17 protein-coding genes are annotated in these 13,130 nt (G+C 72.1%); 1 reads left to right on the top strand and 16 read right to left on the bottom strand.

Annotated features, from left to right (window positions below):
- Positions 1-85: 85 nt before the first annotated feature.
- The 10 genes from ACIRJP_RS04120 to hisI form a co-directional block, all read right to left on the bottom strand.
- Positions 86-907, bottom strand: a complete 822-nt coding sequence (locus ACIRJP_RS04120; protein WP_404167920.1) for a DsbA family protein — start codon at positions 905-907, stop codon at positions 86-88.
- Between the two features lie 74 nt (positions 908-981).
- Positions 982-1,794: a tryptophan synthase subunit alpha gene (gene trpA / locus ACIRJP_RS04115; protein WP_404167918.1), complete on the bottom strand. Its 813-nt coding sequence runs from the start codon at positions 1,792-1,794 to the stop codon at positions 982-984.
- Positions 1,791-3,071: a tryptophan synthase subunit beta gene (trpB, locus tag ACIRJP_RS04110; protein ID WP_404167916.1), complete on the bottom strand. Its 1,281-nt coding sequence runs from the start codon at positions 3,069-3,071 to the stop codon at positions 1,791-1,793. Before trpB ends, trpA begins: the two co-directional genes overlap by 4 nt.
- A gap of 137 nt (positions 3,072-3,208) precedes the next feature.
- Positions 3,209-3,424 (bottom strand): tryptophan biosynthesis modulator TrpM, encoded by a 216-nt coding sequence (gene trpM / locus ACIRJP_RS04105; protein ID WP_373302390.1) that lies wholly within the window; start codon positions 3,422-3,424, stop codon positions 3,209-3,211.
- Between the two features lie 8 nt (positions 3,425-3,432).
- On the bottom strand, positions 3,433-4,242 hold the full coding sequence (gene trpC / locus ACIRJP_RS04100; protein WP_356080202.1) for an indole-3-glycerol phosphate synthase TrpC: 810 nt from the start codon (positions 4,240-4,242) through the stop codon (positions 3,433-3,435).
- A gap of 124 nt (positions 4,243-4,366) precedes the next feature.
- Entirely contained in the window at positions 4,367-4,867 is a 501-nt protein-coding gene (locus ACIRJP_RS04095) for a DUF2752 domain-containing protein (RefSeq protein WP_404167913.1), read from the bottom strand.
- Positions 4,868-4,946: 79 nt separating this feature from the next.
- On the bottom strand, positions 4,947-5,195 hold the full coding sequence (locus tag ACIRJP_RS04090) for an HGxxPAAW family protein (RefSeq protein WP_404167911.1): 249 nt from the start codon (positions 5,193-5,195) through the stop codon (positions 4,947-4,949).
- Between the two features lie 118 nt (positions 5,196-5,313).
- A complete protein-coding gene (locus ACIRJP_RS04085; protein ID WP_404167909.1) occupies positions 5,314-5,973 on the bottom strand; it encodes a TIGR02234 family membrane protein in 660 nt (219 codons plus the stop codon).
- 14 nt (positions 5,974-5,987) lie between these two features.
- Positions 5,988-7,559 carry an anthranilate synthase component I gene (locus ACIRJP_RS04080; RefSeq protein WP_404167907.1) on the bottom strand — a complete coding sequence of 524 codons (1,572 nt, stop codon included), beginning with the start codon at positions 7,557-7,559 and terminating at the stop codon, positions 5,988-5,990.
- Entirely contained in the window at positions 7,495-7,878 is a 384-nt protein-coding gene (gene hisI, locus ACIRJP_RS04075; RefSeq protein WP_404167905.1) for a phosphoribosyl-AMP cyclohydrolase, read from the bottom strand. The genes ACIRJP_RS04080 and hisI overlap by 65 nt, the downstream gene beginning before the upstream one ends.
- 84 nt (positions 7,879-7,962) lie before the next feature.
- On the opposite strand from hisI, the gene ACIRJP_RS04070 reads away from it, so the two are divergent.
- Entirely contained in the window at positions 7,963-8,595 is a 633-nt protein-coding gene (locus ACIRJP_RS04070; protein WP_404167903.1) for a TIGR03085 family metal-binding protein, read from the top strand.
- Positions 8,596-8,606: 11 nt separating this feature from the next.
- On the opposite strand, the gene ACIRJP_RS04065 is transcribed toward ACIRJP_RS04070, so the two are convergent.
- The 6 genes from ACIRJP_RS04065 to hisH form a co-directional block, all read right to left on the bottom strand.
- A complete protein-coding gene (locus ACIRJP_RS04065; RefSeq protein WP_404167901.1) occupies positions 8,607-9,851 on the bottom strand; it encodes an MFS transporter in 1,245 nt (414 codons plus the stop codon).
- 25 nt (positions 9,852-9,876) lie between these two features.
- Positions 9,877-10,464, bottom strand: coding sequence for a winged helix-turn-helix domain-containing protein (locus ACIRJP_RS04060; protein WP_404167899.1), 588 nt, complete (start codon positions 10,462-10,464; stop codon positions 9,877-9,879).
- Positions 10,465-10,610: 146 nt separating this feature from the next.
- Positions 10,611-11,366, bottom strand: coding sequence for an imidazole glycerol phosphate synthase subunit HisF (gene hisF, locus ACIRJP_RS04055; protein WP_404167897.1), 756 nt, complete (start codon positions 11,364-11,366; stop codon positions 10,611-10,613).
- Positions 11,363-11,761 carry a RidA family protein gene (locus ACIRJP_RS04050; RefSeq protein ID WP_376632412.1) on the bottom strand — a complete coding sequence of 133 codons (399 nt, stop codon included), beginning with the start codon at positions 11,759-11,761 and terminating at the stop codon, positions 11,363-11,365. The genes hisF and ACIRJP_RS04050 overlap by 4 nt, the downstream gene beginning before the upstream one ends.
- Positions 11,758-12,483 (bottom strand): bifunctional 1-(5-phosphoribosyl)-5-((5-phosphoribosylamino)methylideneamino)imidazole-4-carboxamide isomerase/phosphoribosylanthranilate isomerase PriA, encoded by a 726-nt coding sequence (priA, locus tag ACIRJP_RS04045; protein ID WP_404167895.1) that lies wholly within the window; start codon positions 12,481-12,483, stop codon positions 11,758-11,760. Before priA ends, ACIRJP_RS04050 begins: the two co-directional genes overlap by 4 nt.
- On the bottom strand, positions 12,483-13,124 hold the full coding sequence (hisH, locus tag ACIRJP_RS04040) for an imidazole glycerol phosphate synthase subunit HisH (RefSeq protein ID WP_404167893.1): 642 nt from the start codon (positions 13,122-13,124) through the stop codon (positions 12,483-12,485). Before hisH ends, priA begins: the two co-directional genes overlap by 1 nt.
- Positions 13,125-13,130 lie beyond the last annotated feature (6 nt).

Here is a 13,130-nt window from a genome sequence, read left to right as displayed (position 1 = left end):
TGGGGCGTTCGGCAACCCACCCGACAACTTCTGGGTAACGGGCAAGTCATCGATTCCCCCTTGCCGGACCCCGCCCGGGGAGCGGTCAGGAACCCGACGGGGCGGGGGTGGCAGCGGCCGGCTTCTTGCCCTTGTTGGCCTCGGCCACCCACTTCTTCAGGTTCGCCACGGTGATCGGCTCGTTCCCCTTCTTCGGGAAGATCGATTCCCCGTTGAGCAGCACGGTCGGTGTGCCCTCGAATCCGCCGTTCTGGAACGCCGTGTTGGACTTCTTGACCCAGCCGTCGTGCGTGCCGTCATTCACACAGCTGCGGAAATCGGGCGTGTCGAGCCCGGGGACCTTCCCCGAGAGCTCGATCAGCTTGTCGTTGTCGCCGAAGGCATCGACGGTCTCCTGCGGCTGGTTGCGGTAGAGCACGTCGTGGTATGCGGAGAACTCGCCCGCGTCCTGTGCGCAGGCCGCCGCGTTGGCCGCCCGCAGCGAGCCGCTGCCGCCGAGATTGCCGTCGATGATCGTGGCGAGGTGGTACTCGACCTTGAACTGTCCGCTGTTCTCCAGCTGGTGGATCGGGTCGCGGAAGGCGGCCTCGAACTGGGCGCAGACCGGGCAGCGGAAATCCTCCCAGACGGTGAGCGTGGACGGGGCGCCGTCCGCACCGACCTGGATGACCAGGCTGTCCTTCCCGGTCGCGCCGGACGGTGCGACCGCGGGGCCCGAAGCCTCGCCCTTGCCGCCGCCCGAATTCGCGGCGATCACCCCGACGACGGCGGCCAGCGCCAGCACGCCCACCACCGCGCTGGTGACGATCAGCGTGCGCCTGCGGCGCTCGCTCGCCCGCTGGCGCTCACGCTGCTGTACGAGCCGGTCTCGCGCGGCCCTTTTTCCTTGTTCGTTCTTCTCGCTCACACCCGCAGCAACGAACCGGGGAGGCACGTGCGTGCCTCCCCGGTCCAGGTCCACCCGTTCGGGTTACACCCGGTTCACCGCTTTCGAACGCCTTCGGCGAGTTCGCCCGCCAGGGAGCGTACTGCGGCCAGGCCGGCCGCCTCGTCGGGGGCGTCCAGGATGGCCTTGACGAAGGCGGAGCCGACGATCACCCCGTCGGCGAAGCCCGCGACCTCGGCGGCCTGCTCGGCGTTGGAGACGCCCAGGCCGACGCAGACCGGCAGCCGAGTGGTGGCACGGGTGCGCAGGACCAGCTCCTGGGCCTGCTCGCCGACCGAGGCGCGGGTTCCGGTGACGCCCATCAGCGAGGCCGCGTAGACGAAGCCGGAGCCGGCCGCGGTGATGGTGGCGAGGCGCTCGTCCTTGCTGCTCGGCGCGACGACGAAGACGGTCGCCAGACCGTGCTTGTCGGCGTGCTCGCGCCACAGCTCGGACTCCTGGACCGGCAGGTCGGGCAGGATGCACCCGGCGCCGCCCGCCTCGGCGAGCTCCGCGGTGAAGCGCTCGACGCCGTACCGGTCGATCGGGTTCCAGTACGTCATGACGAGGATCGGGACACCGGTCGCCTCGTGCGCCTCTCGGACGGTGCGCATCACGTCGGCGATCTTCACCCCGCCGCGCAGGGCGATGTCGTCGGCGGTCTGGATGACCGGTCCGTCGAGCACCGGGTCGCTGTGCGGCAGCCCCACCTCGACGATGTCGGCGCCGCCCGCCATGACCGCCTTCACGGCCTCGATCCCGCCGTCGACGGTCGGGAACCCGGCCGGGAGGTACGCGATGAGGGCGGCCCGGTTCTCCGCCTTCGCCTGTGCGAGGGCGGAGCTCAGCAGCTCCACGTTGCCGCTCACTTGGTGATCTCCTCTTCCCCGTCGGCCACATCGGCCTCGACGACACCGTCGGTTCCGTCGTACAGCCCGAAGTAGCGGGCTGCCGTGTCCATGTCCTTGTCGCCGCGGCCGGACAGGTTGACCACGAGCAGCCCGTCCTTTCCGAGCTCCTTGCCGACCTCCAGGGCCCCGGCCAGCGCGTGGGCGCTCTCGATGGCCGGGATGATCCCTTCGGTGCGGGAGAGCAGGCGCAGCGACTGCATGGCCGCGTCGTCGGTGACCGCGCGGTACTCGCCGCGGCCGATGTCCTTGAGGTACGAGTGCTCCGGGCCGATGCCCGGGTAGTCCAGACCGGCCGAGATGGAGTACGGCTCGGTGATCTGGCCCTCGTCGTCCTGGAGGACGTAGCTGCGCGAGCCGTGCAGGATGCCGGGCTCGCCCGCGGTCAGGGTCGCCGCGTGCTCGCCGGTCTCCACACCGTGCCCGGCGGGCTCGCAGCCGATGAGCCGGACGTGCGCGTCCGGGATGAAGGCGTGGAAGAGCCCGATGGCGTTGGAGCCGCCGCCGACGCAGGCGATGGCGGCGTCCGGCAGCCTGCCGGTGCGCTCCAGGATCTGGCGGCGGGCCTCGACGCCGATGACCCGGTGGAAGTCACGGACCATGGCCGGGAAGGGGTGCGGTCCCGCGACGGTGCCGAAGAGGTAGTGCGTGCGGTCCACGTTGGCGACCCAGTCCCGGAACGCCTCGTTGATGGCGTCCTTCAGGGTCCTGGAGCCGGACTTCACGGCGATGACCTCGGCGCCGAGCATCCGCATCCGCGCCACGTTCAGCGCCTGCCGCTCGGTGTCGATCTCGCCCATGTAGATGGTGCATTCGAGGCCGAAGAGCGCGCAGGCGGTCGCGGTGGCGACGCCGTGCTGGCCTGCGCCGGTCTCGGCGATGACCCGGGTCTTGCCCATGCGCCTGGTGAGCAGCGCCTGGCCCAGCACGTTGTTGATCTTGTGCGAGCCGGTGTGGTTGAGGTCCTCGCGCTTGAGGAAGATCCGGGCGCCGCCCGCGTGCTCCGCGAAGCGCGGAACCTCGGTCAGCGCGCTGGGCCGACCGGTGTAGTTGACCATGAGCTCGTTGAGCTCGGCGGCGAAGGCCGGGTCGTGCTTGGCCTTGTCGTACTCGACGGCGACCTCGTCCACGGCGGCGACGAGCGCCTCCGGGATGAACTTGCCGCCGAACGCACCGAAGTACCCCTCGGCGCTGGGGATCAGACCCTCCGGGTCCGGAATGAAGAAGTCAGATGACATCCGACGTGCTCCTCGACATCGCAATGGGTGGATTCACCGTATGCGCCATGAGCGGAGCGCCACCGCGACCGTTGAGCGGTCGGGCGGTGCGGTCGTACGTACGACGGGAGTGGTGCGGGTACGTCGGCCGGGGCTCGCTACAGCGCGGTCCCCGTGCGCCATCGCATGCCGTTGACCTGGCCGGGCTCGTCGCCGATCACGTACCGCACCCGTCGGCCGTGCACGCGGCGCGCGGGGGCGCGGCAGCCGCGGGGGCGGCAGCCGCGCGCCAGCGGCGCGTGCGGGACCCGGGCCGTGGCTCCGGTGGGGCGCAGACCCCGTCGGCGACGGGACGCGGGACGTTCGGCGGACACGGGTCGGGTCAGCTCCGTCCGTGCCGAAGGGCGGGGTGGGCGCCGGCGGCGACCAGGTCTGCGACGGCGGCCCGCGGGTCGCGGCCGGTGACCAGCGACTCGCCCACGAGCACCGCGTCGGCGCCCGCGTTGGCGTACGCGATCAGGTCGTGCGGGCCCCGGACGCCGGACTCGGCGACCTTGACGATGTGGTTGGGGATCTCGGGGGCGACGCGCTCGAAGGTGGAGCGGTCGACCTTGAGGTCCTTCAGGTTTCGCGCGTTGACACCGATGATCTTCGCCCCGGCGTCCACGGCACGCTCCACCTCCTCCTCGTCGTGCACCTCGACCAGCGGCGTCAGGCCGATGGACTCGGCGCGCTCGATCAGGGAGACCAGGGCCTCCTGGTCGAGGGCCGCGACGATCAGCAGGGCGAGGTCGGCGCCGTAGGCGCGGGCCTCCCAGAGCTGGTACGAGGTGACGATGAAGTCCTTGCGCAGGACCGGGATGTCGACCTTGGCGCGGACGGCCTCCAGGTCGGCGAGCGAACCGCCGAAGCGGCGCTCCTCGGTGAGGACCGAGATGACGGACGCGCCGCCCGCCTCGTAGTCCGCGGCGAGCGCGGCCGGGTCGGCGATCGCGGCCAGGGCCCCCTTGGAGGGGCTGGACCGCTTGACCTCGCAGATGACGGTGACGCCCTCGCCGCGCAGGGCGGCGACCCCGTCCTTGGCCCCCGGAGCGCGCGCGGCGCGTTCCTTCAGCTCGTCGAGGCTGACACGCGCCTGCCGCTCCGCGAGGTCGGCGCGTACGCCGTCGATGATCTCGTCGAGCACACTCACGCGAGCGGCCCCCTTCCGGAACGGTGATGAGGTGAACAGCAGATCAGGATCAGCCATATCAATGCTATCCGCAGGTGGGCTTTCGGCCCGAATCCGGCCGGCGGATGTCCCACTACCTGGGCGCTCAGGGCGCCAGGGCCGAACCGAACGGAAGGTTCCGTACCACCGAGAAGGCCAGCAGTACGGCCCCGATCCCCCACCAGACGACGGGCTTCGCCGCGATGCTCATGGGCCGGCCTCTCCAGGCGCGGACCGCCCAGAGGGCCCAGAGGACGGCGAAGACCGCGTAGCCGGCCACCGCGAGCGCGTTGGAGCCGAGGGCGGCGGCGATGTCGCCGTGCGCGACGGCGTGGGCGCTGCGCAGTCCGCCGCAGCCCGGACAGTAGAGCCCGGTGAAACGGAGCAGCGGGCAGACCGGGTAGTGGCCGGGCTGGTTGGGGTCGACGGCACCGACGTAGCCGAACGCCCCGACGACGACGGCCAGCACGCCCGCCGGTACGGCCAGCCGCCGCACGCGCGAGGCGGGTACGGGGGCCGGGGGGAAGACCGGCGGGTGCGGGTGGCCGGGAGCGGGCCCGGAGGCCGGGGCCGGCGCTGCGGCGGCGGGGGTAGGCGATGCGTCCACCCGGTGATTGTCCCCGTTGACGCGGAAAGGCGCAGCCCGGACCGGGCTGCGCCTCGTGCGCGACGGGTGCCGCGTGGTGTCAGGAGATCTGGGCCTGTGCGGCGCGGGCCCGTGCCTGGGCCATCTCCGCGGACTCCTTCGGCATGCCGAGGCCCGCTGCCTTCATCGCGAGGCCGACGATGCCGCCGACGAGGACGACGGCGATTCCGGCCCAGAAGCCGACGACGTTGGCCGCGACCATGAAGACGCCGGCGACGCAGAAGCCGATGAAGGAGATGATGACACCGGTCCAGGCGGCCGGGGTGTGTCCGTGGCTGCTGCCCGCCATGAGTTGCTCCTTGTTGGTGATGCGCTGTGGGTATCGCTGTACGCAAAGCTGTTGGTGCCGCCGTGCTGGAAGCTCGGCTTCATTGTCCCGTACGTGCGGGTAGGACGTGAGCTGGGGGTCACGTCTCGCGCGTCGGGTCCTCACCGCGGTCCAGGGCCTTCCAGAGGTCCTCGGGCCGGTCCGGGTCGGGGGCGGTGCGGGCGGCCTTGCGCGGGCGGGGGGTGCCGTCCCGTTCGTACCGTCCCGACATGGTGGGCCAGAGCTTTCCGTAGCGCAGGGCGAGCAGCCCGGCGAGCAGGATCAGCAGGCCGCCGGCGGCGGTGACGTAAGGCCACGCGGTGTGGGTGAGCGCGTCGATGGTCGCCGAGGTGTCGCCGGTCGTCTGCGCCGCCTTCTCGTCGAGCGCCGCGCGGTCGAAGGCGCCGAGGCAGGCGCTCAGCCCCGCGCCGAGGCCGCTGAGGGCGAGGAGCCCGGCGACGAGCAGCCGGCCGGTCCGGCGGACCGCGAAGACGGCCACGAGGGCGGCCAGACCGACGATGGCGAGGGCCGCCGGGAGGCCGGTGACGTCCTGGCCGTCGGCGGTCAGGGGCAGCGCGCCGCCGCCGACGGACGCCTCGCCCTCGGCCCAGGTCTGGCCGGAGGCGAGCAGGACGACGGCGGCACCCACCGCCCCGAGGAGCAGGCCGGCGGCCAGGCTGCGGCGGTTTCCCGCGCCGCCGGACGCGGTGGCGGCTCGGGCACGGGGCTGGGGTACGGGAACAGCACTCACATACCCCACTATCCCCTACCGCCTCAGCGCGTGTGGAGCCGGTTGGCCGTATGCACCGCGCGGAGCACCGCCGCGGCCTTGTTGCGGCATTCGGTGTCCTCGGCAACCGGGTCGGAGTCGGCGACGACGCCCGCTCCGGCCTGGACGTACGCGGTGCCGTCGCGGAGCAGGGCGGTGCGGATGGCGATGGCGGTGTCGGAGTCCCCGGCGAAGTCGAGGTAGCCGACGCAGCCTCCGTACAGTCCGCGGCGGGTCGGTTCGAGCTCCTCGATGATCTGCATCGCGCGGGGCTTGGGGGCGCCGGAGAGGGTGCCGGCGGGGAAGCAGGCGGTGAGGACGTCGAAGGCGGTGCGGCCCTCGGCGACCTGGCCGGTGACGGTGGAGACGATGTGCATCACGTGCGAGTACCGCTCGATCGACATGAAGTCGACGACCTCGACGGTGCCGGGTGCGCAGACCCGCCCCAGGTCGTTGCGGCCGAGGTCGACCAGCATCAGGTGCTCGGCGCGTTCCTTCGGGTCGGCGAGGAGTTCCTCGGCGAGCGCCTGGTCCTCCTGCGGGGTGGCGCCGCGGTGCCTGGTGCCGGCGATCGGGTGGACCATCGCGCGGCCGTCCTCGACCTTGACCAGGGCCTCCGGGCTGGATCCTGCGACGTCGAAGCCGTCGAACCGGAAGAGGTACATGTACGGCGACGGGTTGGTGGCGCGCAGCACCCGGTAGACGTCCAGCGCGCTTGCCGTGCACGGGGTTTCGAAGCGCTGGGAGGGGACGACCTGGAAGGCCTCGCCGGCTCTGATGCGTTCCTTCACGTCCTCGACGGCGTCCTGGTACGCCTCGCCGCCCCACAGTGCGGTGTACGGAGGCAGCTCGGACGGCGGGAGGGCGGCGGGGATGTTCTCGACGGGGCGGGAGAGGTCCCTTTCCATGGCGTCCAGGCGCGCGACGGCGTCCGCGTACGCCTCGTCGACGCCGGTCGTGAGGTCGTTGTGGTTGATCGCGTTGGCGATCAGCAGGACGCTGCCGTCCCAGTGGTCGAGCACCGCCAGGTCGGAGGTGAGCAGCATCGTCAGTTCGGGGACGTGCAGGTCGTCCTCGGCGCTGTCGCCGATCTTCTCCAGGCGGCGCACGATGTCGTAGCCGAGGTAGCCGACCATGCCGCCGGTGAACGGGGGCAGTGCGTCGTCGACGACCACGTCGTGCGGGGTGTGCAGGGTCTCGATGGTGGCGCGCAGGGCCTGAAGCGGGTCGCCGTCGACGGGGACGCCGACGGGCGGGACGCCCAGCCAGTGGGCCTGTCCGTCGCGTGCGGTGAGGGTGGCGGCGCTGCGTACCCCGATGAAGGAGTAGCGCGACCAGGTGCGGCCGTTCTCCGCGGACTCCAGGAGGAAGGTGCCGGTGCGCTCGCCCGCGAGTTTGCGGTAGAGCCCGACCGGGGTGTCGCCGTCCGCGAGGAGCCTGCGGCTGACGGGGATGACGCGCCGGTCGACGGCAAGTTTGCGGAAGGTGTCGAGATCCATGGCGGCTGGCCCTTTACTGCGCGAGCGGGAGGACGTCGGCGTCGAAGCAGGTGCGGTCGCCGGTGTGGCAGGCGGCACCCGTCTGGTCGACCCGGACGAGGACGGTGTCGGCGTCGCAGTCGAGGGCGACGGACTTGACCCGCTGGATGTGGCCCGAGGTGTCGCCCTTGACCCAGTACTCCTGGCGGCTGCGGGACCAGTAGGTGCAGCGGCCGGTGGTGAGGGTGCGGTGCAGGGCCTCGTCGTCCATCCAGCCGAGCATCAGCACCTCGCCGGTGTCGTACTGCTGGGCGATGGCCGGGACGAGTCCGTCGGCACCCCGCTTGAGCCGGGCCGCGATGGCCGGGTCGAGGTTGCTGGACGGCGGCGGGGTGCTGGGCGTGGGCGCGCTGGTCATGCGCCCATTGTGCCGTGGCCGCGGCGGCGTTCTGGTGCGGCGTCCACTGGGCGGACCGGGTGCGTCGGTCGTACGCTGGCGACCATGTCGACCCATGCGAAGCGTGAACGACTTCTGCTCGCCGACCTGTTGGAGGCGGCGGGACCGGAGGCCCCGACCCTGTGCCACGGCTGGACGACCCGGGACCTGGCCGCCCATGTGGTGGTCCGGGAGCGCAGGCCGGACGCGGCGGGCGGGATCCTGCTGGGCGCGTTGCGGAACCGGCTCGAACGGGTGCAGGCCGAGTTCGCCGCGAAGCCGTACGAGGAGCTGATCCAGCTGATCCGTACGGGACCGCCGAGATTCTCCCCGTACGCCGTCAAGCAGGTGGACGAGGCCGCCAACACCGTCGAGTTCTACATCCACGCGGAGGATGTCCGCCGGGCCCAGCCGGACTGGTCGCGGCGGGAGCTGGACCCGGTGTTCGCCGATGTGCTGTGGTCGCGTGCCGAGCGGACGGCCCGGCTGCTGGGCCGCAGGTCCCCGGTGGGTCTGGTGCTGCGCCGCCCGGACGGCCAGACGGCGGTGGCGCACAAGGGGACCCCGGTGGTGACGGTGACCGGCGAGCCGGGCGAGCTGCTGCTCTTCGCGTTCGGGCGGCAGGACGCGGCCGTGGTGGGCCTGGAAGGCGACAAGGAGGCGGTGGACCGGCTGCACACGGCGGAGCTCGGGATGTAGGGCGTCCGGGGTCAGCGCGGGAGTTCCCCGCGGCGCAGCCCGGCGATGGCCAGCCCCGTCACCGCTCCGAAGGCGCACACCACGGCGCCGGCGACGAAGACCGGGCCGGTCCCCCACGTCGCGACGGCGGCTCCCGTGACCGGGTAGCTGAGCGGGGCGATCGCGTGGGTGAACAGGGTCGAGACCGAGGTGACCCGGCCGAGGTAGGCGGGTTCGGTGACGGTCTGGATCAGTGCGCCCAGCAGGGAGCCGCCGAGGCCGGCGAAGAGCCCGACGCAGAAGGCCACGGCCCCGGCGAGGGCCACCGAGGGCATGTAGGCCAGGGCGCCGATGGCGACCGCGCCGAGCAGTACCGCCAGGCACATCACCAGCCCGGCGCGCGGCACCCGGCCGCGCACGGCGAGCAGCAGTGCCGACGCACCCGCGCCGACCCCGAACGCGGCGATGACCCAGCCCATGCCGGAGGCGCCCCAGTCACGCTCCTGGGCGAGCAGGATCATTCCGAGGTTGAGCGGCCCGACGAAGCCCAGCTCGCTGACGGCGACGACCAGCACCAGCGGTCCGAGGACCGGGTGGCGGCGGATGTGACGCAGCCCGTCGGCCAGGTCGTGCCAGGCGGTGCCGGAGGGTTCGGCGCCCTCCCGGTCGGGCAGCGAGGTCATCCGCAGCGACAGCAGCAGGGGCAGCGACACGGCGAAGAGGACTCCGGCCGCGGCGAAGGCGAGCGTCGGCCCGCCGAGGGCCACCGCGACGCCGCCGAGCGGGGCGCCGACGACATTGGCGGTACGGGTGGCCAGTCCGCGCATGCCCTGGACCCGGGCCAGCTCTCCGGCGGCGGTGATCCGGGGCGGCAGCGCGCCGACGGCGGGCAGGAAGAGGGCGTCGACCACGCCGAAGACGAGCGCGACGGCGATCAGCATCCACAGCGCGGGCGAGGTGAGCAGCAGCGCGCCGGCCAGGCCGAGGACGACCAGGCAGCGGGCGGCGTCGCTGCCGATGACGACGCGGCGCGGTCCGATCCGGTCGGCGAGCACTCCCCCGCCGAGCATCAGCACGGCCCGGGGTATGGAGCCGACGGCGAGGACGAGCCCGGTCTGGGTGGGGCTGCCGGAGCGGGTGGCGGCCCAGGCGAGCGCCATGTAGTAGACGCTGTCGCCGATCATCGAGGCGGTGTAGGCGCCGAGCCAGCGCAGGACGTTGGCGTCGCGGTGGGCGGGGCGTTCGGCGCCTTGCGGGGGCGTGACGGTGACGGTCATGGCTCGTCCTCCTCGGGTGGCCGGTTCAGGTCCGGAACGGGAATCCGTACACGTGCAGGGCGACCTGTTCGCGCCCCTGCGCGTCGCCGGCCTCCTCGCGAGCGCGGCCGGCCTCCTGGTAGCGGTCGATCAGCTCGTGCATCTCGCGGGAGAACGCGGCGAGCTCCTCGGCGGTGAGGCGGGGCAGGTACTCGGAGGAGAAGGAGGCACTGCGCCACTCGGGGGCCCAGGACTGGACCGAGTCGAGGTAGCGGCGGTAGAGCTCGATGTGCTGGTCGAAGGAGAGCCGGCCGACGGCGGCGTGCGTGGCGACCAGCTCGGGGGCGTCGCTGAAGTCCTCGTCGTGGAAGCTCAGCCCGTCCGAGGCGGGCTGCCACCAGCGTTCACGGGCGTCCGCGCCCTGCTGCTCGGCCTCCTCGATCAGGCCGTGGTCGGCGAGCTTGCGCAGGTGGTAGCTGACGAGCGAGACCGCCTCGTCGACCTGGTCGGCCAGTTGGGAGGCGGTGGCCTTGCGGGCGATGTAGAGCGCCCGGTAGAGCCGCATCCGCAGGGGGTGCCCGAACGCCTTCAGGGTCTCCAGGTCCGAGACCCGGCGTGATTCCTTGCTTGCCATGCCCCGACCGTAGATAGAAAAGAAAACTTGCGCAATATTTGTTGCGCAATAAAAGCTGCGGAATCCGGGAAGGATGGAAAAAGCCCGACGCCGGGCGGGGCCGGTTCCTCGGCTCCGCCCGGCGTCGGGCTCGTACGTACGGCTGCTCAGCGGACCGGGTGTCCGGCCTCCCTGAGCGCGTCCTTGACCTCGGAGATCCGCAGATCGCCGAAGTGGAAGACGGAGGCGGCGAGCACCGCGTCGGCGCCCGCCTCGATGGCGGGTGCGAAGTCCGCGAGCCGGCCGGCGCCGCCGGAGGCGATGACGGGGACGGTCACGTGCTTGCGTACCGCCGTGATCATCTCGGTGTCGTAGCCGTCCTTGGTGCCGTCCGCGTCCATCGAGTTGAGCAGGATCTCGCCCGCGCCCAGCTCGGCGGCGCGGTGCGCCCATTCGACGGCGTCGATGCCGGTGCCCTTGCGGCCGCCGTGCGTGGTGACCTCGAAGGTGCCGGCGGGGGTGCGCCGGGCGTCCACGGAGAGCACCAGGACCTGGCGGCCGAAGCGCTCGGCGATCTCCCGGACGAGGTCGGGGCGGGCGATGGCGGCGGTGTTGACGCCGACCTTGTCCGCACCGGCCCGCAGCAGCTTGTCGACGTCGTCGGCGGTGCGGACGCCACCGCCGACCGTGAGCGGGATGAAGACCTGCTCGGCGGTGCGGCGCACCACGTCGTAGGTGGTCTCCCGGTCGCCGCTGGAGGCGGTGATGTCCAGGAAGGTCAGCTCGTCGGCGCCCTCGGCGTCGTACAGCTTCGCCATCTCGACGGGGTCGCCCGCGTCGCGCAGGTTCTGGAAGTTGACGCCCTTGACGACCCGGCCGTTGTCGACGTCCAGGCAGGGAATGACGCGTACCGCGAGGCTCATCGCGCACCTGCCCGGTAGGCCTCGACCTCGACCTCGACGACCAGGCTCGGGTCCACGAAACCGGACACGATGACCATCGAGGCGGCGGGGCGCACGTCGTCGAAGAGCTCCTTGTGGGCGCGGCCGACCTCGTCCACGTCCCGGGCGTGCGTGATGTACATCCGGGTACGGACGACGTCCTCGCGGCCCAGACCGAACTGCTTCAGCGCGTCGAAGGCGACCCTGAAGGAGGTGACGGTCTGCTCGTACGGGCCGCCCGCGGAGATCTGGCCGTTCTCCACCGAGGTGCAGCCGGCCACCAGGACGAGCCCGTTCGGCAGCTCCACGGCTCGGGAGTAGCCGAACTTCTCCTCCCACGGGCCGCCGGAGGAGACGCGGTTGACGGAGTCGCTCATCCGGAGACCACCTGCAGCGCTTCTTCGAGGGTGAACGCCTTCGCGTACAGCGCCTTGCCGACGATCGCGCCCTCGACGCCGTCCGGGACGAGCGAGGCGATGGCCCGCAGGTCGTCCAGCGAGGAGACGCCGCCGGAGGCGACGACGGGCCTTTCGGTGGCGGCGCAGACGTTCTTCAGGAGCTCCAGGTTGGGGCCTTGGAGCGTGCCGTCCTTGGCGATGTCGGTGACGACGTAGCGGGCGCAGCCCTCGGAGTCGAGGCGGGCGAGCGTCTCGTAGAGGTCGCCGCCGTCGCGGGTCCAGCCGCGGCCGCGCAGCGTGGTGCCGCGGACGTCGAGGCCGACAGCGATCTGGTCGCCGTGCTCGGCGATGACCTCGGCGACCCATTCCGGGGTCTCCAGGGCGGCGGTGCCGAGGTTGACCCGGCGGCAGCCGGTGGCGAGGGCGGCGGCGAGCGAGGCGTCGTCGCGGATGCCGCCGGAGAGCTCGACCTTGATGTCCATGGCGCCGGCCACCTCGGCGATCAGCGCCCGGTTGTCCCCGGTGCCGAACGCGGCGTCCAGGTCGACCAGGTGCAGCCACTCGGCCCCGGCGCGCTGCCAGGCGAGCGCGGCCTCCAGCGGGGAACCGTAGGAGGTCTCGGAGCCGGACTCGCCATGGACGAGGCGGACGGCCTGGCCGTCGCGGACATCGACGGCGGGGAGCAGTTCAAGCTTCGGCATCAGAGTGTCTCGATCCAGTTGGTCAGCAGCTGGGCGCCGGCATCGCCGGACTTCTCGGGGTGGAACTGGGTGGCCCACAGGGCGCCGTTCTCCACGGCGGCGACGAACGGCTCGCCGTGGGTGGCCCAGGTGACCCGGGGGGCGCGGATCTTGGGGTTGGTGACCTCCAGGCTCCAGTCGTGCACCGCGTAGGAGTGCACGAAGTAGAACCGGGTCTCGGCGTCGAGACCGGCGAAGAGCCGGGAGTCCTCGGGGGCCCGCACGGTGTTCCAGCCCATGTGCGGGACGACGGGGGCCTTCAGCGGGGCGACGGTGCCGGGCCATTCGTCCAGGCCCTCCGTCTCCACGCCGTGCTCGATGCCGCGCTCGAAGAGGATCTGCATCCCGACGCAGATGCCCATGACGGGGCGGCCGCCGGAGAGCCTGCGGCCGATGATCCATTCGCCGCGGGCCTTCTTCAGCCCGTCCATGCAGGCGGAGAACGCGCCGACGCCGGGCACCAGCAGCCCGTCGGCGTTCATCGCCCTGTCGAAGTCGCGGGTGATCTCGACGTCCGCGCCGACGTGGGCCAGGGCCCGCTCGGCGGAACGGACGTTGCCGAAGCCGTAGTCGAAGACGACGACCTTCTTGTTGTCGCTCACAGCTCG

This window comes from Streptomyces sp. NPDC102437 (assembly GCF_044765565.1).
Classification (GTDB): domain Bacteria; phylum Actinomycetota; class Actinomycetes; order Streptomycetales; family Streptomycetaceae; genus Streptomyces.
Note: the sequence above shows the minus strand (reverse complement) of the source record. Positions and strands in the feature narration are given on the sequence as shown.

Bases quoted from the DNA above. Each gene is read 5' to 3' on its own strand.
- hisF (WP_404167897.1), bottom strand. From the start codon at position 11,366: ATGAGCCTCGCGGTACGCGTCATTCCCTGCCTGGACGTCGACAACGGC.
- ACIRJP_RS04060 (WP_404167899.1), bottom strand. From the start codon at position 10,464: ATGGCAAGCAAGGAATCACGCCGGGTCTCGGACCTGGAGACCCTGAAG.
- ACIRJP_RS04050 (WP_376632412.1), bottom strand. From the start codon at position 11,761: ATGAGCGACTCCGTCAACCGCGTCTCCTCCGGCGGCCCGTGGGAGGAG.
- trpB (WP_404167916.1), bottom strand. From the start codon at position 3,071: ATGTCATCTGACTTCTTCATTCCGGACCCGGAGGGTCTGATCCCCAGC.
- ACIRJP_RS04090 (WP_404167911.1), bottom strand. From the start codon at position 5,195: ATGGCGGGCAGCAGCCACGGACACACCCCGGCCGCCTGGACCGGTGTC.
- ACIRJP_RS04070 (WP_404167903.1), top strand. From the start codon at position 7,963: ATGTCGACCCATGCGAAGCGTGAACGACTTCTGCTCGCCGACCTGTTG.
- hisI (WP_404167905.1), bottom strand. From the start codon at position 7,878: ATGACCAGCGCGCCCACGCCCAGCACCCCGCCGCCGTCCAGCAACCTC.
- priA (WP_404167895.1), bottom strand. From the start codon at position 12,483: ATGCCGAAGCTTGAACTGCTCCCCGCCGTCGATGTCCGCGACGGCCAG.
- ACIRJP_RS04065 (WP_404167901.1), bottom strand. From the start codon at position 9,851: ATGACCGTCACCGTCACGCCCCCGCAAGGCGCCGAACGCCCCGCCCAC.